Genomic DNA, 20,039 nt, shown 5'->3' on the forward strand with positions numbered 1-20,039 from the left:
ATTCTTTATATTAAATATGCTCATTTGTCAATTGATTTTGTATTACGGGATACTTCTTTTTGGATGAAAATTTCTCATCCAGATACTGAAAGAACATATAGAGTACCGGAATGACAAATACTCCCAGAACAACTCCGCTCAGCATACCTATCGCAGCACTTACACTGATCGACTTATTTCCTGAGGCCATCCCTCCTGTAGAGATCATCAACGGAATCATTCCTACAATAAAGGCTAAGGATGTCATGATGATGGGACGCAGCCTCGCTTTTGCCCCTTCTAATGCTGAATCCAGAATGGAAAGTCCTGTTTTTCGTCTTTGAACAGCAAATTCCACAATAAGGATCGCATTTTTGGCCAGCAAACCGATAAGCATGATCAGTCCTACCTGTACGTAGATATTGTTATCCAGACCAATAGCTTTTATTCCAAGGAATGCTCCTACGATTCCCGTCGGAATGGAAAGCATTACGGCTAATGGAAGGATATAGCTTTCATATTGGGCTGCCAGAAGCAGGTACACAAAAAGTAAACACAGTCCAAGGATAACCACCGTCTGATTTCCTGCTGATTTCTCTTCCAGGCTTAATCCCGTCCATTCATAACTGTAATCAGAAGGAAGTTTGCTCAGGGTAGGTTCAATTTTATCCATCAAAGCCCCATTACTGATTCCAGGCTTAGGAACCACATTGATGTTTAGCGAGTTATAAAGATTATACCGCTGAACGGATTCCGGGCCGTATACTTTTTTCAACGTGATCAGGGTATTGGCCGGAACCATTTCTCCTTTATTATTCTTCACGAAAATATCATTGAAAGCCTGCTCATCCATTCTGAACACACCATCTGCCTTGATATTCACTCTATAGAATTTTCCAAATCTTGAGAAATTCTGAGACTGGTCTCCTGAGAAATAAGTCTGTATTGATCCTAATAAATTAGCGATACTTACTCCCAGCTGCTTTGCTTTATCTTCATTGACTTCAAGTTCCAGCTGAGGATAATCTGCCCTGAACATGGTATAAGCATAGGCCACTTCCGGAACCTGCATCAGCTGCCCGATCACATCGTCTGCTTTAGCCTTGAGAACCTGAGGATCTCTCCCCATACGATCCTGAAGTACAACCTCCGCATCATTGGTAACTCCATACCCTTCTACCGGTGGCATTCTGAAACTCATCACACTCCCTTCCTTGATCACAGACAGCTTCTCATTAACAATATTCATGATTTCGTCAATATTCTGAACGGCCCCCTCTTTCTTTTTTAGGCTTTAATTTTGCAAATCCCATAGCATAAGCAGGGCCTGCACTGTTGCTTAGCAGGTTATATCCTGTAATGGATGTATTTTCCTGAACGGCATCTACAGTTTTTAAAATCTCATTGATCTTGTTCGATACTTCCGTTGTTTTCGTCAGACCTGTTCCCGGCGGCATGCTTAAGGAATAGATGAAGAATCCGTCATCTTCCATCGGAACAAAACTTTTGGTTGTACTTGTCATCAGCCATGCAGACAGTCCTATAATTCCAGCCACCACTCCTGCAGCGATCCATTTGCGTCCAATTAAGAATCTTACTCCCTTCGCATAACGGTCCGTCATATTATTGAACCCTGCATTGAAAGCTACTGCAAATCTTTGCCCGAACCCTTTCGGCTTTCCTCCTTCTTCTGCATGATGGTTTTTCAAAAATACAGCACACAAAGCGGGTGTCAGCGTAAGGGCATTCACCGCAGAAATAATAATGGCAATGGCCAAGGTATAAGCAAACTGCTTATAGAATAATCCTGCGGATCCTGACATAAACCCGATAGGAATAAATACCGCAGACATTACCAGCGTAATGGATATAACCGCTCCTGTAATTTCACCCATTGCTTTATGAGTGGCATCCCGGCCTGAAAGGTCTGTTCCTTCCATATTACTGTGCACCGCTTCCACGACGACAATGGCATCATCCACGACAATACCGATCGCCAGTACAAGAGCAAAAAGCGTCAATACATTAATGGTAAATCCCAGAACCAGAAGGAAGAAGAATGTACCGATAATAGCTACAGGAACCGCAATTGCCGGAATAAGGGTAGACCTGAAATCCTGTAAAAAGATGAATACCACAATAAATACAAGGATAAAAGCCTCTATCAGGGTAGATTTCACCTGTCCGGTCGCTTCATCCAGCCTTTCTTTTGTACTCATTACCTTGGTATATTTTATACCGGGAGGAAATGATTTTGACAGCTGCTCAATGGCTTTATTAACTCCTATTTCAATTTCATTTGCATTGGAGCCTGTAGTCTGCATGATCGCTACAGTAACGGCATTTTTCCCATTGGAAAGGTTATCTCCACTATTGTTGATAGACCCAAATTCTACACGGGCCACGTCTTTAAGCCTGATCACATTGGTTCCGTCATTTTTAACGACGATGTTTTCATATTGTTCCGGCTTATTCTTTTTCCCTTTGTATCTGATTACATATTCCAATGCAGCATCGGATTCTTCTCCCAGTTTACCCGGAGCAGATTCTAAACTGTGATCTGCAATGGCACTTGAAACATCTGAAGGGTCCAGTCCATAAGAAGACATCTTCTGTGGGTTCAGCCAGATTCTCATAGAGTAATCCTTGATCCCGAAGATCTGTGCCTGTCCTACACCTTTTACCCTTTTGATCTGTGGAATAAGGTTGATATTGGCATAGTTCTGCAGAAAGGTTTCGTCATATTGTTTATTGTCTTCCGTATAAATATTGAAGATCAGCACCATACTGTTCTGCTGTTTGGATGTTGTCAGCCCCATCCTTACCACTTCCTGGGGTAATATCGGCGTAGCCTGCTGTACCCGGTTCTGTACGTTTACTGCTGCCTGGTCAGCATTTACTCCCTGTTTGAATATGATCGAGATGGTAAATGTCCCATCATTACTTGCAGTGGATTTCATATAGGTCATATCCTCCACCCCGTTGATCTGCTCTTCCAGCGGCGTTACTACAGAACGGATTACCGTTTCACTGTTTCCTCCCGGATAAGAACCATAAACCGTAATGGTAGGGGGTGAAATGTCCGGAAACCTTGTCACCGCCAGCTGGTTTAATCCTATTACCCCTAAAATGACAATGATAAGGGATATTACCGTCGCCAGTACCGGACGGTCTATTATTTTTTTTAACATTTTCGAATCTTCTAAGAATGGTTATAAAAACTATTTTGAAGGCATCACTTTTGCCACAACCAGAGCGCCGTCCGTAAGGGCATCGATCCTGTTGACCGCAATCTTATCTCCCGCGTTCACACCTTCTTTTACAAAGTAATCCTGTGCTGTACTTCCCGATATCTGAATCTGAGTCATTTTTACCTTATCTTTTGCATCCAGTTTATAAACAAAAAATTTATCCTGGATATCCTTCACGGAAGTTTTCGGAAGCCTGATCACGCCGTTCAGCGCATTATAAATCATTACCCTGGCGGTTCCTCCTGCTCTCAATAACTTATCCGGATTCTGGAAAACCGCTTTCATCTGGATACTTCCTGTATTTCTGTCGAAGTTTCCACTGGCATTTTCCAGTTTTCCCTTCAGGGAGTACGTAGAACCATCTGCTAAGATCAATTCTACATTGTCCGCATTATTTCCTGAAGCGGCGGCTCTGCTGTGGGCAATAAAGTCTGCCTCATTCATAGAGAAATACACATTGACACTGTTTATGCTTGAAAGCGTTGTCAATGGTGAGGGATCTGAAGGACTAATGAGGTTTCCTACTCTATTCGGGATTCTGCCTATGTACCCGCTAACCGGAGCCTTGATGTAGGTAAAATTGGCGTTAATTCTCGAGGATCCTAATGAAGACTGCGCCTGTGCTACCTGTGCAGATGCCGCTTTATAACTTGCCTGAGCTGTTTTCAGCTGCATATCGGAGACTACTTTTCCTTCTACAAGAGGCTTTAGCTTTTCAACTTCCAGTCTTGCGGTTTCCTGCGCTGCCAGGGCAGCTTTCAGAGCGGCTTCATTTGTATTAACCTGCTCATTGTATACGGATGGGTTGATTCTGAATAAAGTCTGCCCTTTGTTTACATATTGTCCTTCCCTGATATATACCGCCTCCAGGTAACCTGTCACCTGTGCTTTAATGTCTACATTATCCTGCCCCTCTATACTTCCGGGGTAGCCTATGGAGACATCCGCATTCCCCGGCTTCACCTGGATGAAGTCTGTAGGCAATGCCTGCTGCATCTGTTGGGCATTCTCCTGGCTATTTCCTGAACCGCACGAATAAAGTATCGCTGTTACGGTGAGTGAAAGTGCCAGATATCCTTTTCTGAAATTCATAACATTGGTTTTTAAATTTTACACCCGCAAAATAAGTTCATATAATAAGGATGTTCATGCAGAAATCAGGTGAAACGTAGTTAATCGCAGATGAAACGTATAATAGCAAAAATGAAAGGAAAGACTGAAACCGATTCTTATAAATCGATAAAAAAACACTTTACTTGTTGAATATTTTAAAACAGTGAACGAATCTTAAATTCATACCAATTACCTTAAAATTAAGGATTAATATTATTGACAAACATCTCTTCACAGTATCAATACATTAAAAAATAAGTCAATAATTTATTTTTTTAGCAATCACTATAATTCATCAGGTTCAGGTGTACAGTTCCAAATGACAGAAACGAAAAAAAGTCGCCTTAATAAGACAACTTTATATCATTTATATTTTTTTTCAATTAATAATCCATCCAGGATTTAAATATAGAAGCTTTTTCCCTGCTTACGATCACTTCCATATCAGGTTGTTTTCTCAGTTCTAACTTCAGCTTGCCATTAAAATGATTATAAATCTGCTTTACAGAATCTATGTGGATGATAAACTGTCTGTTAGCCCGGAAAAAGAATTTTGGGTCCAGCTGCTTTTCAAGCTCTTCCAATGTCTGGGGAACATTTTCAATAACACCTGTAGTCAACATTGCTTTACTGATTCCCAATTCTGTATAAAAATACAAGATATCTTCTGCTAAAACGGTTTTATAACCGTCACGGTGAGCGATAAGGAAACGCTTTCGATAGTCCTTAGGCTGGATATAATTTAATAATCCTTCGATAGCTGAGCCTATGAAAGGAACTGATTCCATAAAAGTTTCATACCGTTTTAAAGTGATTTCGAGCTCTTCTTCTTCTATCGGCTTCAGAAGGTAATCAATACTGTTGTATTTGAAAGCCTGCACAGCATATTCATCATACGCCGTTGTGAAAACCACAGGACTCTTTATTTCAATTTTATTAAATATTTCAAAACTTAATCCGTCTGCCAGCCGGACATCCATCATAATCATATCCGGAACTACATTATTTTCAAGCCAACTAACTGCTGAGACAATAGAATCTTCCACGGACAGTATTTCTACATGGGGTCTTAACTTAAGCAAAAGTCTCTTCAGCCTGTCTGCATTAGGCTTTTCATCTTCGATGATTAAAATTTTATTAAGCTTCATATCAATGGAAGTTTTACAATAAATTGATCTTCAGTTTTTTCTATTATCGGTTTTGTATACCCCAGGATCTCATATCTTGCAATAATGTTGGTAAGGCCTACTCCTGAGGAATCAGGCTTATTGATCAGCGGCAGAAATGTATTCGCAACGACCAGTTCCTTCTCAGGACTTGTATAAACATGAATTTCCAACGGATTCGTTTTTGCAGTCTGATTATGTTTTATGGCATTTTCCACCAATAATTGCAGGGATAACGGAAGGGTATACATGGACCTGTATTCTTCCTGAATATCGATTTTGAATACAACTCCCCCACCGATTCTTTTTTCAATCAGAAAAATATAGGAATCTAAAAACTTCAGCTCTTCTTCTACAGCAATAATATCTTTTCTTGAATTAACGAGCAGATACCGGTACACTCTTGCAAATTTTTCTGAGTATTCATACCCCAGCTGCTGATCTTCCAGAATAAGTTCAGACAGCACACTGAGGTTATTAAAGATAAAGTGCGGGTCTATCTGGAGCTTGAGCGCCTGAAGCTCCGCCGCCATAGCAGCCTGCTTATGTTTGGAAGCCCTCAATTTATGCTGGGCTGCTTCCACTGCTGTTTTTTTCCAGTTTTCAAGTAAATAATCCACCGTATTAAACGCACTGATAATAAGCGATATAACAATGTTCGTTGCAATCCATTGTCCCAAGAAAGTATATTCTTTACGGGGATCCATTTCTGGTAAATTATCTGAAGTACAGCCAACAATAGCATTGATAATAATAACGATCAGAACACTCCCTACAATCTGAAGAAATCCCTGAATGAGCAATCTTTTTATAGTTCTGTTTCTCCATGGCAACAGCTTATTAAGAGTCAGGTCAATAACGATACTGACCTCTGAAATAATTACAGAAAAGAGAAGTACCCACAAAGCATCTTCAATGATCATTTGCAGCGGCTTCTTTAAATATCCCTGCCAGACAGGGTCAAAAGGATCAATAAGGTAGGAAAATCCGTAAAAAGTAATGACGGCTACCGCCCAGATGGCCAGCCTTGTTTTCACTGCTGAAAGAATCTTTTTGTATTGCACTCTATTTTTCCTGATTGTAGAAATCCTGTTCATAACCCGGGACTTTGTGATTGTAAATATAGAAATAGATTTTGTATGCGTCTGCCCTATTTCAGACGAGACCGCCAAAACGGTACCTGAACCGTAAAATAGAAGAGTTAAAATGGAAGGTAACGGTTCATCTCCTGAAAAATACATTTCATCATCATTTTATGCAATGTCACCTGATTTTTACCATATGATTACGGTACACTATCATAGTTTTGCACTATCAAATTCGGAACAATGAAAACAATAATTGTCTGCACAGATTTTTCCAGGGAAGCTGAAAACGCCACTCATTATGCCGCATCTATGGCCAAAGAGAATACATACAGAATCATACTATTTACCCTGCAAACGGTCTCTATTCATGCTTTGAATGCCCAGGTTTCCGCAGATTTCTTCTATGATCAGACGCTTAAAAATCAGAAGAAGATGGCCGACAAAGCGGCTGAGCTTACGGCATTGTATACCATAGAAACGGGTCATCACCTTGCTTCCGGTAATTTTATTGAAGAGCTTGAAAAATGTATACAGATCCACGGATGTGACTTCATTGTGATGGGAATGGCAGAAAAGACCCTTGAGCAAAAACTTTTAGGCAATAGTGTAACGAAGGCTATCCACAGAATCAAAAAACCGATATTCATTGTTCCTGCACACATAGAATACACAGGCATCAGAAAAGTTCTGTTTGCCTACGATACTCATAAAAGCATGACCTGGTCGGCAATGAATGATATCTATTATTTCATCAATGAATTTAATTCTGAGATTGAGGTCTTCAACGTAAGTGAAAGCCTGGAAGATTTTACAGCAGTTATTCATGATATTGATCTGAATTCCGGCTATGACCTGAATGATATTAAATACAGCTTCAAAATGATTCAGTCTATCGAGGTCATCAAGGCTATCGAAGAGGAAATCAGGTTTACCAATCCGGATCTCCTGACAATGGTCCCTTATAAATATAATCTTGTGGAATCTATTTTTCACCGAAGCAAAACAGCCATCATGGCTTACAAAAATAAAATACCATTACTATCAATTCCTCTAAACATAGATTAAGAGTCAATAAAAATCTGCACACATTTGAATTATCCTTTTTTGCCTTTAAAGGCTAAATTTTACACTTAATCTTGTTTAACAGAGCCGGTATTGCCCTCCGGTTCTGTTTTTTTATGAAGTTTTTATCAGGAAATCAAGATCATTAATGCCTGATATCAATTTCCCTGCAACTCATGGTTGATCGCTATACTTTCCATTGAAAAACAGGAATGACCATTCTCCGTTTTTAATTTCAGTTACAAAAGGTTGTACCACATAAATAATCCTGTTCCTTCAGACGGTTTTCAATTTCAGCTAAACATTCATCGGAATTATTTTCTTCTATTGTGATTTTCATGCTTCTGTTTCGAATAATGTAAGATAAATTTCGGAAGATCCTATCAATAAGCAGAGACACAGATTTTCTTGTTTTATGGGATACAATGCAAATAATTCTTATACACGATAATTCATATTCATCTGAATATCAAAAAGTCGTAAATTTAATAAAGCATAAAAACAGTGTTTTCACCCTTTTTTATAGTTGACTCATTAACTAATTTTGTTGAATAAAATTAAAAACCATAAAAATGAAAACTTCCTTTTTAACTAAAATTTTAAGTCCGCTTTGTGCAGCATTTATTTTAGCTTTTTGTTTGCTCAGCTGCACCCGTTGCTCCGAACCTCCCAGAGAACCCGTCAATGACAGTTATAAAAAGAAACTGATCAGCTATCCTGAAGCCCGGGTCCTTTATGATGAATATTCCAGAACCAATAACATGATTCTCACCAAATACAGGAACGGTGAACCTGATTCAAGATGGTACTGGTTTTCACTGGATGAGATGGAAGGATATATTAAGTATGTAAAAGAAAACGCCAAAAAACAGCATTTAAAAAATGTAGGAATCAGAATCTATATGGGAAAATATCCTGCAAATCATCCCAGAAACAAGATGGCAAAACCGGAATATGCAGGCTATCAGACAATATTTTTAGTGCCTACTTCGCAAAAAAAGAAAAAAGACAATGTAAAAGTAATGTCCAGAACGGTAACACCGGATGAAAATACAGATGTACAAACTATAGAGCCTATGAATATGACCAATCTGGCACCTCCACCAAAAGCTTCGGCAGCAGGAATGCAATAAAAAACAAGACTATGAACTGGAATATTGAAACAGGGAAACAAATATCTATGGGCATATCTGTCATAGTGATGGCTTTAATGATCATAAAATACAGAAAAACCGGAAAGGAAAATTTATTTTTTATCATAGGATATCTGCTGTTTTCCCTGATCGATATTTTCTGCTATTTCTACTATAAAATGACGAGCCTTCCTACGGATATTTTTTATGTGATCGGCTTTTTAATGATTGTATTTTTTTTGTATTTACTTTATTATTATCAGTTACTGTATATCCCGTTGCTCAAAAAATTACAGCTTATCATCCTGGCTCTTTTTATCCTCAATATTGCTGTAATGTTTTACAAAGAAGATGATCTGCTCCATCATTTTTCTTTTAATATGCTTTATGTGGATATTCTTTTGTTGTTGTTTTCAATTATCCTGTTTCTGTATCAGACTTTTAATTCGGATAAAATATTGGATCTTAACAATTATTTGCCATTCTGGATATCAGTCGCTTTAATGATCTTTTTTATCGGAAGCATACCGATTCTCTTTTTCAGGGCTACTGTTTCAGAGAGCATTTACTTCTTCATTTTATTTATGCTGAATCTGATCAGCAACAGCATACTTATATTAGGTCTTATTTGGAATAAGCAGGACAGAATCAAATAAATACCACCATATATGGAAGAGAATAATTTAGTTATCATCTTTACAATTACTTTATTCATCATTGTTTTGACAATGATCTTCATCTATGTGGTTTTCATCAAGAAAAAAACAACCCTGCTGATCGAGCAAAAAGAAAAAGATCTGCGTTTTGAAAAGGAGCTGGCCACTTCACAAGTGGAAATAAAGGAACAGACACTCAATTATATCGGGCAGGAACTTCATGATGATCTGGGACAAAAACTTTCTGTTGTCCGGCTACGGCAAAACCAGCTGATTACCAAGCTGAAAAATGCAGAAAAAGAAGAACTGAACGAGCTGAATGAGCTATTGGGCGAATGTATACAGGATATAAGAAACCTTTCCAAAACACTGATTACCGAACAGATCATTCATTTCGGACTGGCAGAATCCATAGAAAGAGAAGTCCACAGGATACAGAAATTGAAATTACTGAAAATAGAGTTCATCACTCAAAAGCAGGATATTGATATTTCCCCTAAACATGGTTTGATCCTCTTCAGGATTATCCAGGAAAGCATAAACAACATCCTGAAACATTCCAAAGCCAAAAATGTTTCCATACGACTGGAAGACGACTGCAGAATATTGCGCATCAATATTTCCGACAACGGAAAAGGCTTTAATACAAACGATATTCAGGACGGTTCAGGATTGAAAAATATGGAACTGAGAGCCAAGCTGATTCATGCGGAACTGTCAATACAGTCAGAGCTGAACAAAGGAACACAAACTCTAATAACTTATTACAAACATGCACCATGAAAACTATTCCCATAGCTATCGTTGATGATCATACATTAATTTCCAAAGCACTGGAAAATATGATTACAGAAAATCCTCAATATAAAGTAATTATGAATCATCCTAATGGAGAAGATTTTATTGCAGGTATAGAAAAGGCTTCCGAATTGCCAGCAGTTGTATTGATGGACGTTAATATGCCTTATAAAAATGGTATAGAAACCACAGAGTGGCTCAGTGAACATTATCCCGATATCAAAGTCATCGCATTGACGATGGATGATGATGAAAAAATACTCATCAAAATGCTAAAGGCAGGAGCTAAAGGATATTTGCTGAAAGATATGCAGCCTTCCATCCTCTTTCAGGCCATAGACACCGTATTTGAGAAAGGTAGCTTTTATACTGATTTTGTGGCCCAGAAATTATTGAAAGTAAAAACAGAAGAAATCAAAAGCGCCTCTCTGCTTTCTGAGCTGAAAGACAGAGAAAAGGAGTTTATAAAATGGGCATGCAGCGAGCTTACCTATAAAGAAATAGCCGACAAAATGTGCCTTAGCCCCAAAACAATTGACGGTTACAGAGATTCCGTTTTCATCAAACTGGATATAAAGAACAGGGCGGGCCTGGTACTATTTGCTTTAAAACATGATCTGTGCTGATTTTCTTTGAAACTCCACTTTTTTCTGATTTCTTATCTACTAAATAGAGATCTTTACATCTACTTACCCATCCGGCAGCTTTCAGCTGCCGGATTTTTTATTGACTTCCATTCTCATACCGGGTAGCCTAATTTTTAATGTTCAGCTTTCTTAAAAAGGGGTTTTCCTTTTTCAAAATGCGGTGTTATCCTCTGTTTTCGTCTTATAGAATGACGGAGTTTTGTCATAGAAAAACATAGAGGCCGAACCCGAAAAGCCGAAACAGAGTAGGGATTATCTTAAAACTAATACAATGAAAAAAGCACTCATCGTAGGAATCAATGATTATGCACCCATCGGATACGGAGGACCAGATCTCAATGGCTGTGTAAATGACGCACGGGATATAGCAAACACTTTGGTAATCTGTGGTTTTAGTCCTGCAAAAATTAAAATTCTGACCAACCAAAATGCAACAAAAGCCAATATATTAAACTATCTGAAGTCGATGGTCAATACAAGTGTAAAAAGTGATTCCCTGGTTTTTTATTATTCAGGACACGGAACCAGGGTGGCCAATATCGGATCAGATCTGGAAATAGACGGCCTGGACGAGGCTATTTGCCCGCATAATTATGCAAGCGCAGGCGTAATTCGGGATGATGATTTTAAAACCATCCTCAGTAAGCTAAAAACCGGAGTCAATATGGAAGTCATCTTTGACTGCTGCTATTCAGGAACAGGAACCCGAAAAATGGACCTGGGACTGGAAGCGGATTTTCTTAATGAAACCGCCCGTTTTATTCCGCCCATGCTCGAGGATGAATTTTACCTGACCTATGCCAGCGAAATGGAACCTTCCAAAAATGCAAAAAAAACAACTGTCCTTACCAAAGCCCTGGTACCTGTTACCGGAATGAATCATACTTTATGGGCCGCAGCCAAAGACAACCAGGTATCCATGGAGGGAAATTTCAGTGGACAGATAAGAGGATACTTTACTTATCATTTCTGTAAAATACTACGTGCCACCAATGGTAATATCGTTAGAAAAACGCTGGACAAGCAAGTCGCCATCGCATTAGCAGCTATGGGAGCCGCTCAAATCAATCAGACAGAAAGCATCAGAACAGAATTTTCTCAAAAAATATTTACCTAATTAATAACCATCACCGGCGGAATCCGAAAAGCCATCCAAAGAGTAGGAATCAACAGATTAAACTTAATAATCATGTCTAAAATCGAAAACAACAACCCAATGACAACAGAAGAAGTTTCAAGACTTAAAACTGTTAAAGCAAAATCAACTGAAAAAACGGCTACTATTGAAAAACTGTTCAGCCAGACACCTGTTATGGAAACCATTAACGGAAGAACGTTCCCTAAAGGAATGAAAACAATAGGAATGCCTATGGATGAAAAAACATCAGAGAGACATTCTCTTGAAACCGATCATTTTTATCCTACCCACGCTGATTTTGAATATCAGCCTAAACTGGAGCCTAAAAAAGACCGTAAACCTAAATTCATCGACAGGGACTCTTTCCTGACATCAGAAAATGCAAGAACCATATTCGGGGCCGACCAGAGAAAGGTATATAATTCTACCGCTTACCCATGGCGATGTGTCGGCAGAGTGGAAAGTTCTTTAGGCACAGGAAGCGGTGTCATGATCGGACCAAGACATCTTCTTACCTGCTCCCATATAGTAGACTGGAAGCCTAATAATACAACCGGATGGCTGAAATTTACCCCTATGTACTATAACGGCAGTGCTCCTTACGGAACCGCATGGGGCACACTGACTTATTATAAGTATAAAGTAGCAGGTCCCACCATTGACTCTACAGAAATACAATATGATTATGTAGTTATTGTCTTGGACAGACCCATAGGAAACAGTACAGGCTGGCTAGGCGCAAAATCATATTCCGATTCTTGGGACGGCGGCGCTTACTGGACCCACGCAGGGTATCCCGGAGATCTTACAGGAACCCAAAGACCCACTTACCAAACCGGAATCGCTCTGGACGGTGATTTCTGGAGTGCCGATGATAATGAAAGCATGAGCCACAAAGCAGATATATGGCCAGGACAAAGCGGAGGTCCCTTCTGGGGATACTGGGACGGTGCTCCATATGCTGTAGCTACCCAAAGCGCTCATAATCCAAGCGATAATTTTGCAAGTGGAGGTTCTGACCTGGTTAATCTGGTTATCAGAGCGAGAAATGAGCATCCTTAATGTATTTTTTAGTTTCAATAAATATCCCGCCTTGAAGGCGGGATATCTTTTAAGAATAATTTTTTCTATATTCTTTTATGTAAAATTCAAAAACCGCCTTTGATCAAGTGGTTATTTACATCATTAAATTCTTCTGGAACTTTTAGTTATAACCTTCAATAGCTTATTTATAAGCATTTTAAGAATCAACTAATTAAACTTGAACTCTACAACACTAGAGTTATCAATATCATTAAACTTATCATATAATGATATTGCTTTTAATAATTTTCTCTCTAAACTTAACTCACTACGTTTAAAAGGCATTTTGTACAGTTTATTTTTGTAATAAACGTTTTTATAGTTTTCCAAGTCTTGTGCTTCAACAAAATTTAGAATATCTTTTTCTATATATTCTTCCATTTTTTTTGCAATAGTATCTTTTTCCTCTTTGCTTAAAACAAAATCTTGTTGCTGCTTTATTTTCTGTAACAAATCGGCTTGGTCTTCCAAAAGTTTCATCATCAAACCAATTACAGAATAATAACCATGTAATTTCTTAAATCCTTCATAATCTTCTGAAAAACCTGCATTAAGTAGTGAAATTCCATTTTTATAAATCATAATCCTTATCATACCAGCTCGTTATAAGGATACTTTACTTTCTTTTTCAATTTCTTCCAAACAAGCATTAAACCCCTGTTCTGTAACTTCTTCCATATTACCTTCTGGATCATAACTTATTTGATGAGAATATTGGAAGTTCTCTTCAAACTTTTTAGTTTCCCAATTAAATGTGAGATAGTTATCATACGTTTGATGGATCTCGACAATAACAGGTCTATTTCCACAGATATAAAATTTTCTTTCCATAGTTTTTATTGTAACATTTGTTCCCAAGCTTTATCATACATTTCTTTTTATTTATTTTTTAAGGCCCTTAGCTGAAACTTTTCCTCTGTAGTAAGCATCCTTTGTTCATATATAGTTTATGACCTCCTTCCTCTACCTTATCAACACTCTTTAAATGCAAGCTAAATTCAATAATATGAGAAAATTATATTTAGGATTTGCTCTTTACTTGTAACTTCTGCCTCTTGATATAGAATGTCCAAATTAAACCGTGATCAGCAACTTCTTCTCCAAATCCAAAAACTTCATCTAAAACTTTTTCTAATTTAGAAAAAAACAACCGCTTCCTTAGAAGCAGTGAAGGTTTAAATTTCTTTTTTTACTCTATAATATTTTCCATTTTCATCCTTTTTTATTTCAACTATAGAATAATTGAAGTTTTGATAGTATAATGGTTCTCCTGTTTCATCTGAAATAGTTAAAAAATCAAGATTATCAAATATAGCTTTGACTGATATTGTCCATGCGGCTATTACTTTTCGTTCAGGTCTTGACACTTCTTTTTCTCTATTAAAAGAAATTTTATTTATACATGAATCATTATAATATTTACCATCTAAATCTTTTAATATAAGTCTTGCCTTTTTCAAGATTTGTTCTTCTGTATGTACCATATTTAATTAATTATTATTGGCTTTTGACCAAATTCATCGACTCGTATCCCATTGATGTATTCAAGAGAAACTTGTAATTCGTCATTAGTCCATTTATCTTTGTTTTTATAAACCTGCTCCCAAACATACATTTCTCTCTCCAATTTATTTAGTTTAAGATATACTTCTCTACCGACTTCTTCATAATGTTTTACATGCATTAACTCATGGAAAGACGTAAGCTCACTTGGGTTTAATGTTAATATTAATTGCATATTTTCAACATCAAAAGCTCCACCAGTAATTTCTCTTTCTCGAAGAAAACTAAATAATTCATCTGCACTATTAAAACCATCTGCCGGTTTAAATAGAGATTTTATTTTTGCTGTATCATCTTCAACAATTAAGTATATACCTTTATCTTTAAGCAATTGTCTTATTTTCTCAATTTCTTGTTTTGTTAAAAGTTTCCCTCCTAAATCATCTGTCAACTGAGCCCAATCAAAAGTTTCCTTTTTCCCTTTTTTATTTATCTTCTCCTGAATCCTCTTCTGTTTATCTTTCACCCTTTTCTCTGCAGGAGTCAAACCGTGATCAGCAACTTCTTCTCCAAATCCAAAAACTTCATCTAAAACTTTTTCTAATTTAGAAAAAAACAACCGTCTCCTAGGAAGTGGTAAATATTATGATTTCCTACCATAACTATGTCGGATAATCTTATAATTCTCATCTACATAATCTAGAATCTCTTGTTTCTCTTGATCTGTCAAAGTAGTGTTGAAATATATTCTATCATTTTTAAGCTCATAAAGCTCATAAAGCTCTAAGCAATTCTCAAATAAAATTTTATATTTTGGCAGCAAAACGTCTGAAGGTTCAAAATAATCCTTTTGAAATTCTTCAAAAGGAAATCCTCTCTTTATTTTTTTATGCCAATGCATAAGCCAGTTTGTTAACGAAACTGAGTCACTTATTCCAAGTTTTTCTTTAGCTTGATAAAATAATCTGTCTTTTTGATCTTTATCACTTCTTAAAGTTAATTCAGTGAGTAAGTCTTTTATTATTGCTTTCATTGTAAAAAAATTTAATATTCATCATAGTTTGTAAAGATATTATTTAACAATTCTTCTATTGTATCAAAATCTTTGTCCATTCCGGTAGCTTCCTGCCATGCATGTTCATGAAAAAAGGCTCGTTTTTCAAAAGACCTGTTATTTCCATAGACTCTCCTAATTTCTTCATCTGTCTTACCCAAATCAAGTAAATTTTTAATTTCCAATGCTTCTTTAGCATGGGTTCCTTCATGAATAATCTCACTTAAAAAAACATCTGGTTTTCTTGATGCTTTAAAAAACATTTCTGTACCATCAGCAAAGGCATGTGTATTTTGAGCAATGTCTAAAGTATCACCATATACTTCCATACACATCTTGATATAATCATCATCATCAAGAATACGAATCACTATTTTACTATCTTCTATTAATTTTGCAATCCTATTTCCTTGCTCAGTAAAGCCCTTCAAAGCATTTGCAATTTCAGTTTTAGTAAGTGATTTTATTGATTTTCCAGACCATTTTTTGATAAAGTCTTCATGTTGTTTTATCCTTTTTCTTTTTACCGGGTCATGTTTCCTTTCTATTTTCTCCTGAATCCTCTTCTGCTTATCCTTCACTCTTTTCTCTGCAGGAGTCAAACCGTGATCAGCAACTTCTTCTCCAAATCCAAAAACTTCATCTAAAACTTTCCCTAATTTAGAAAAAATTTCTTTCGATCCTTTTTTAAATTCGCGCAGAAGCATTTGAATAAACTCGATGATTCTGGTCAAGGCATTCTCAGCTTTCGTAATAGCTTTGGAAATCTTTTCCAGAGGGTTCAGCATAAAGCTTTCTATTGATTTAGCAAGCTTGGCTACGGCGGCAGTTCCACCAGTAAGAAGGGTTTCTATAATAATATCGATGATAATCCCAATGATATAGCCGTAATAATAAGCTGCTTTTTCCAGCGTAATCTGAGGAAGTTTTTCTTCCACCCATTCTACCAGACGGATAATTGTTTTTATCTGAAAAGTAATACACTGGCGAAAGAAGCCGACATAATCAAAGGTTAAAAGCCCCTCCATCAGATCTTCCGTCAGCTCCAGGAACATTTCACCATATTCAACTTTTCTGTCATTCACTTTGTCCATTGTGGCTACTGCTTTAAAGATAAAGCCAATGATGGAGAAAATTCCGGCAATAATATCTACCAGACTATTATAAACACCACAAAGAAAAGCATTAGCAATCTGATAGTTTTTGTAAATAATATGCTGCATCCCGGTAAGCGGGTCTGCCAGAAACTTTTCCAGTTTGTCGATCTGATTAAAAAACAGATTTAGCGACCTGCTCATTTTCTTATATATAAAATCAGGAAAGAAATTCTCGGCACTATTCAGCAGATTTTTAAAATCCGTTTTCGCTTCATTTATTTTTTCAAAAAAGGACTTTATGATCCTGGAAATTATTTTCTTTTGCCCATCCAGATTTTCATAAGGATTTTTAGATGCCTCATGCTCATAAAATCCTTTAATTTCTTTATAAAGGACTTCCGGAATAAAAGCCGGCTCATACTCTCCTTCTTTTGGATAGGGGTTCCACCCGTTTTCCGAAACCCTCAGTCTGGTAATATTTTCTGAGATTCCTTTTATGAAGAAATTAGCAGCTCCTTCAAGCGTTTTCTGTTTAAAAAAGCTAAAAATTCTTCCAACACTAGCATCTTTTAACCCCAGAAACCAGCTTATAAAATTTTCTTTGTTTCTATATACCCCTTTTTCGATAAGGTTTTTGAGGTCCTTCGGAGGAACACTTACCTCATGCTTCCTGGTAAAACTGAGAATATCTGCAAAAGGTAATCTTTTTTTATCGGCAAGCCCCGCCCCTGCTACAGCACGCATTACTGTATTATGATTATAACGATCGTTAATTTCTAAAAAAAGGATCAATTCATTACTGTCCGGAAGCACCTCCATATAACGCTGAAGAAGAAACGCCCCATTTCTGCTGGCAAAAAGCACGACATCAATTCCCGCTATTATCTGGCTGAATCTGCTTTTATAGACAACGATTTCTTCAATATTTCCTCCAAATACCGGGTCATCTGAATACACCTGGAACCCTTTTCCATTCAATATCGGTTTCCCTCCATAATCTGTATCAGCAATTTGTCTTGACGTTTTTTGTTTAAACTCCAAAGGTGATTTCTGAACGGGAAAGGTTGAGCCGGAAAGATTAGGGTTATCATATCCCGGAAAGGGATTTATGTCATTCCTTAATAAAGGACTGTTTAAAATTTCTAAACTCATTTTGTGATTTTTTAAGGTGAAAAAGGCAGAGTTTTTAGGCTCTGCCGTAAATTAAGAATGTTTAGGAAAGCCTGTCCAGCTGCTCTTTATAGAGTTTCACAAAATCATCAAGATAAGACATTAACAATTCTGTAAAGCCTACTTTATTATTTTTCAACAGCCAGAGCATATACTGATAACTTGGAACTTTCACTTTATCGGTAGTCATTTCAGCGTTAGGTTCAGTTAAAGGAAGTTCGACAAGATTGTTGTAATGATCACGGAGATAGCTCCATGTTTCCTTATAGATCACCCAATCCGGAGCTGGCAGGGAAATATTGAGTTCTTCACCAGTTTCCGTATCCTTAAGTATCTGCTTATATCTGAAATAGATAAACTGCTGTTCAGATTTGGCGTCAATATCCAATACACGGATACTTCTTTGAAATTGCGGAAGCTTCGGATGTGCCTGTAATGGCAATTCTGCCAAGCTTAATGAGATATTTCCGATATTATTAAGGACTTCTTTAATGTTTTCCGGTATGATTAAATGTTCGTTCATAATTGTTGTTTTTAAAATTTGTATAAATTGATAATATTCAATGAGGTCGTTGCATTCCCTCCCATATTGTTGACGGCCATATTCAAGCTGTATTCAATATCAGGAACAGAAATAATAGCTAATGATGTAGTTCCCCTTACGGTCATAGAAACGGTCATGGAGGTTCCATTTTTAACAATAATAACATTGGCTGTTTCATTGGTTCCTGTCGTTCCGGCACCAACAGGACCTACTACGGCATTATTCAGATAATGAGTCCTGTATCCCGCACTATTTCCAGTGATCCCCACTGTCTTCAACCGGGTAATCGTCTGGTCTAATAATTCCACGTTCGATGCGCTATTCATTAAGCCTACATATTGTGTTCTTGAAGTCATATTAGCTGCATGCTGATAATTAACTGAAAATTCCAGATAAAAATTTTCTCCCGCATTGTTAAGCTTTGAAGACTTCAATGCGGCTACAATAGTAGGATCATCCGAACTGTAAGCTTTTACAGCAGAATTGCTTTGATAAATAGCAGATCCTCCATTACCAAACGTATCGGGATTGGATGCATCATTATAAATCTTTTTATTCCACGTTAAAGCAGATACATCTACAATCTGTAAATTCTGTACTACTGAAACCGTAAGGGATGTTACATAGTAAGCGACTCCGTTCCATAACCTTATTTTATATTGCCCTATGGGTAGGTCCTTAAAATTATAATAGAATGTCAGATCTAACCCATTGGTATATAGTTGTACCTGTGAGTTAGGAACACCCGCTAATTTTGTAAGCCCGCTTTCATCCATGATATCTACGGAAAAAGATGTTGGCGGAAGATTAAGGTTAGCCCCTCTTAAGCTTATCCAATAGTTTTTATTTTGTTTATCCACAACAGGAGGAGTAATAACGGCCACACTCATGGTATTTGTAGTCCAGCCTCCGTTCATTGCCGTTTTCCATGCCGTTTTTTCAGCTTCGGAAAGAGTGGTTGGCAAACTTAAAAAAGGCTGTTTTCCATTTGTTTTTCCTAAGCGTCCGGAAGGATTCTGAGATAAAAAAGTGCTAAAAGTAGCATCATTAGATACATCGCTCAATCCTGTGATCGAATAATAAAGACCTGAGGTATCCAGCGTCCAGTTAGCACCTAATTTCAGCCCCGCTCCGGCTACAGAAGTAAGAAATGAGTTGGCAATATTTTTTCCTAAATCGCCGGCTGGCAGCCTTGCTACGTTGCCATTATCATCCATACCTACAATTTTGGGATAATCCTGAGCATTACCTTCCGTAAATGGAGCGTCCAACTTCTTTTCCAGTTTTTCTCTTGTGCTGATATTATACTGAGCCTGGCTTGCTATTCCCTCCGATAAAAGATCAGCATCTGTAATACTGATATGATTATCAGCCAATTCCAGGGGAACCGTTCCATCTACGACAGCATGAGTTTTCAGGTCGCCATTTTCATCAACAGCATAATCTGTGTATATGGGTGATCCGGGGCTCGCAACCTGGTAAATCACATTGGTTTCTCTTTCTCCGACCGGCGGCAATTCATTTACACGTATAATTTTTCCTATAATTGACATATTA

At 37.4% G+C, this 20,039-nt stretch carries 18 protein-coding genes and 1 pseudogene; 7 read left to right on the top strand and 12 right to left on the bottom strand.

Annotated features, from left to right (window positions below; genetic code table 11):
* Positions 1 to 10 precede the first annotated feature (10 nt).
* The 4 genes and pseudogenes from AC4IF5_RS10495 to AC4IF5_RS10510 all read right to left on the bottom strand — a co-directional run bounded on the left by AC4IF5_RS10495 (position 11) and on the right by AC4IF5_RS10510 (position 6,750).
* A pseudogene (locus AC4IF5_RS10495) lies at positions 11 to 3,170 on the bottom strand (efflux RND transporter permease subunit).
* Positions 3,171 to 3,200: 30 nt separating this feature from the next.
* On the bottom strand, positions 3,201 to 4,322 hold the full coding sequence (locus AC4IF5_RS10500; RefSeq protein WP_490734257.1) for an efflux RND transporter periplasmic adaptor subunit: 1,122 nt from the start codon (positions 4,320 to 4,322) through the stop codon (positions 3,201 to 3,203).
* Between the two features lie 404 nt (positions 4,323 to 4,726).
* A complete protein-coding gene (locus AC4IF5_RS10505; protein ID WP_490734259.1) occupies positions 4,727 to 5,491 on the bottom strand; it encodes a LytR/AlgR family response regulator transcription factor in 765 nt (254 codons plus the stop codon).
* A complete protein-coding gene (locus AC4IF5_RS10510; RefSeq protein WP_490734261.1) occupies positions 5,488 to 6,750 on the bottom strand; it encodes a sensor histidine kinase in 1,263 nt (420 codons plus the stop codon). Before AC4IF5_RS10510 ends, AC4IF5_RS10505 begins: the two co-directional genes overlap by 4 nt.
* Before the next feature lie 87 nt (positions 6,751 to 6,837).
* On the opposite strand from AC4IF5_RS10510, the gene AC4IF5_RS10515 reads away from it, so the two are divergent.
* From AC4IF5_RS10515 to AC4IF5_RS10545, 7 genes are all read left to right on the top strand, one after another.
* The gene (locus tag AC4IF5_RS10515; RefSeq protein ID WP_490734263.1) at positions 6,838 to 7,662 is read left to right on the top strand and encodes a universal stress protein; all 825 of its coding nucleotides are present in this window, start codon (positions 6,838 to 6,840) and stop codon (positions 7,660 to 7,662) included.
* Positions 7,663 to 8,231: 569 nt separating this feature from the next.
* A complete protein-coding gene (locus AC4IF5_RS10520; protein ID WP_490734265.1) occupies positions 8,232 to 8,792 on the top strand; it encodes a hypothetical protein in 561 nt (186 codons plus the stop codon).
* A gap of 11 nt (positions 8,793 to 8,803) precedes the next feature.
* Positions 8,804 to 9,448, top strand: coding sequence for a hypothetical protein (locus tag AC4IF5_RS10525; protein ID WP_490734267.1), 645 nt, complete (start codon positions 8,804 to 8,806; stop codon positions 9,446 to 9,448).
* Between the two features lie 12 nt (positions 9,449 to 9,460).
* Positions 9,461 to 10,231 carry a sensor histidine kinase gene (locus AC4IF5_RS10530; RefSeq protein WP_490734269.1) on the top strand — a complete coding sequence of 257 codons (771 nt, stop codon included), beginning with the start codon at positions 9,461 to 9,463 and terminating at the stop codon, positions 10,229 to 10,231.
* On the top strand, positions 10,228 to 10,872 hold the full coding sequence (locus AC4IF5_RS10535; protein ID WP_490734271.1) for a response regulator transcription factor: 645 nt from the start codon (positions 10,228 to 10,230) through the stop codon (positions 10,870 to 10,872). Before AC4IF5_RS10530 ends, AC4IF5_RS10535 begins: the two co-directional genes overlap by 4 nt.
* 292 nt (positions 10,873 to 11,164) lie before the next feature.
* On the top strand, positions 11,165 to 12,010 hold the full coding sequence (locus AC4IF5_RS10540; protein ID WP_490734273.1) for a caspase family protein: 846 nt from the start codon (positions 11,165 to 11,167) through the stop codon (positions 12,008 to 12,010).
* A gap of 72 nt (positions 12,011 to 12,082) precedes the next feature.
* A complete protein-coding gene (locus AC4IF5_RS10545) occupies positions 12,083 to 13,093 on the top strand; it encodes a trypsin-like serine peptidase (RefSeq protein WP_490734275.1) in 1,011 nt (336 codons plus the stop codon).
* Positions 13,094 to 13,282: 189 nt separating this feature from the next.
* On the opposite strand, the gene AC4IF5_RS10550 is transcribed toward AC4IF5_RS10545, so the two are convergent.
* The 8 genes from AC4IF5_RS10550 to AC4IF5_RS10585 form a co-directional block, all read right to left on the bottom strand.
* Positions 13,283 to 13,708, bottom strand: coding sequence for a hypothetical protein (locus AC4IF5_RS10550; protein ID WP_490734277.1), 426 nt, complete (start codon positions 13,706 to 13,708; stop codon positions 13,283 to 13,285).
* 9 nt (positions 13,709 to 13,717) lie between these two features.
* A complete protein-coding gene (locus AC4IF5_RS10555) occupies positions 13,718 to 13,945 on the bottom strand; it encodes a hypothetical protein (RefSeq protein ID WP_490734279.1) in 228 nt (75 codons plus the stop codon).
* 344 nt (positions 13,946 to 14,289) lie between these two features.
* Positions 14,290 to 14,598 carry a hypothetical protein gene (locus AC4IF5_RS10560; protein WP_490734280.1) on the bottom strand — a complete coding sequence of 103 codons (309 nt, stop codon included), beginning with the start codon at positions 14,596 to 14,598 and terminating at the stop codon, positions 14,290 to 14,292.
* Positions 14,599 to 14,600: 2 nt separating this feature from the next.
* Positions 14,601 to 15,236, bottom strand: coding sequence for a zincin-like metallopeptidase toxin domain-containing protein (locus AC4IF5_RS10565; protein WP_490734282.1), 636 nt, complete (start codon positions 15,234 to 15,236; stop codon positions 14,601 to 14,603).
* A gap of 24 nt (positions 15,237 to 15,260) precedes the next feature.
* Entirely contained in the window at positions 15,261 to 15,650 is a 390-nt protein-coding gene (locus AC4IF5_RS10570; protein WP_490734283.1) for a hypothetical protein, read from the bottom strand.
* Positions 15,651 to 15,661: 11 nt separating this feature from the next.
* Positions 15,662 to 17,920 (bottom strand): hypothetical protein, encoded by a 2,259-nt coding sequence (locus AC4IF5_RS10575; protein WP_490734285.1) that lies wholly within the window; start codon positions 17,918 to 17,920, stop codon positions 15,662 to 15,664.
* Positions 17,921 to 17,981: 61 nt separating this feature from the next.
* Positions 17,982 to 18,461 carry a hypothetical protein gene (locus AC4IF5_RS10580; RefSeq protein ID WP_490734287.1) on the bottom strand — a complete coding sequence of 160 codons (480 nt, stop codon included), beginning with the start codon at positions 18,459 to 18,461 and terminating at the stop codon, positions 17,982 to 17,984.
* Between the two features lie 11 nt (positions 18,462 to 18,472).
* The gene (locus tag AC4IF5_RS10585; protein ID WP_490734288.1) at positions 18,473 to 20,035 is read right to left on the bottom strand and encodes a hypothetical protein; all 1,563 of its coding nucleotides are present in this window, start codon (positions 20,033 to 20,035) and stop codon (positions 18,473 to 18,475) included.
* Between the last annotated feature and the right edge of the window lie 4 nt (positions 20,036 to 20,039).

This window comes from Chryseobacterium sp. UF-290, assembly GCF_058245615.1.

Coding starts and splice junctions, on each gene's coding strand:
- AC4IF5_RS10510 (WP_490734261.1), bottom strand. CDS start 6,750: ATGTATTTTTCAGGAGATGAACCGTTACCTTCCATTTTAACTCTTCTA.
- AC4IF5_RS10550 (WP_490734277.1), bottom strand. CDS start 13,708: ATGATAAGGATTATGATTTATAAAAATGGAATTTCACTACTTAATGCA.
- AC4IF5_RS10515 (WP_490734263.1), top strand. CDS start 6,838: ATGAAAACAATAATTGTCTGCACAGATTTTTCCAGGGAAGCTGAAAAC.
- AC4IF5_RS10520 (WP_490734265.1), top strand. CDS start 8,232: ATGAAAACTTCCTTTTTAACTAAAATTTTAAGTCCGCTTTGTGCAGCA.
- AC4IF5_RS10540 (WP_490734273.1), top strand. CDS start 11,165: ATGAAAAAAGCACTCATCGTAGGAATCAATGATTATGCACCCATCGGA.
- AC4IF5_RS10575 (WP_490734285.1), bottom strand. CDS start 17,920: ATGAGTTTAGAAATTTTAAACAGTCCTTTATTAAGGAATGACATAAAT.
- AC4IF5_RS10555 (WP_490734279.1), bottom strand. CDS start 13,945: ATGGAAAGAAAATTTTATATCTGTGGAAATAGACCTGTTATTGTCGAG.
- AC4IF5_RS10560 (WP_490734280.1), bottom strand. CDS start 14,598: ATGGTACATACAGAAGAACAAATCTTGAAAAAGGCAAGACTTATATTA.
- AC4IF5_RS10535 (WP_490734271.1), top strand. CDS start 10,228: ATGAAAACTATTCCCATAGCTATCGTTGATGATCATACATTAATTTCC.
- AC4IF5_RS10570 (WP_490734283.1), bottom strand. CDS start 15,650: ATGAAAGCAATAATAAAAGACTTACTCACTGAATTAACTTTAAGAAGT.
- AC4IF5_RS10525 (WP_490734267.1), top strand. CDS start 8,804: ATGAACTGGAATATTGAAACAGGGAAACAAATATCTATGGGCATATCT.
- AC4IF5_RS10500 (WP_490734257.1), bottom strand. CDS start 4,322: ATGAATTTCAGAAAAGGATATCTGGCACTTTCACTCACCGTAACAGCG.
- AC4IF5_RS10505 (WP_490734259.1), bottom strand. CDS start 5,491: ATGAAGCTTAATAAAATTTTAATCATCGAAGATGAAAAGCCTAATGCA.
- AC4IF5_RS10585 (WP_490734288.1), bottom strand. CDS start 20,035: ATGTCAATTATAGGAAAAATTATACGTGTAAATGAATTGCCGCCGGTC.
- AC4IF5_RS10580 (WP_490734287.1), bottom strand. CDS start 18,461: ATGAACGAACATTTAATCATACCGGAAAACATTAAAGAAGTCCTTAAT.
- AC4IF5_RS10530 (WP_490734269.1), top strand. CDS start 9,461: ATGGAAGAGAATAATTTAGTTATCATCTTTACAATTACTTTATTCATC.
- AC4IF5_RS10545 (WP_490734275.1), top strand. CDS start 12,083: ATGTCTAAAATCGAAAACAACAACCCAATGACAACAGAAGAAGTTTCA.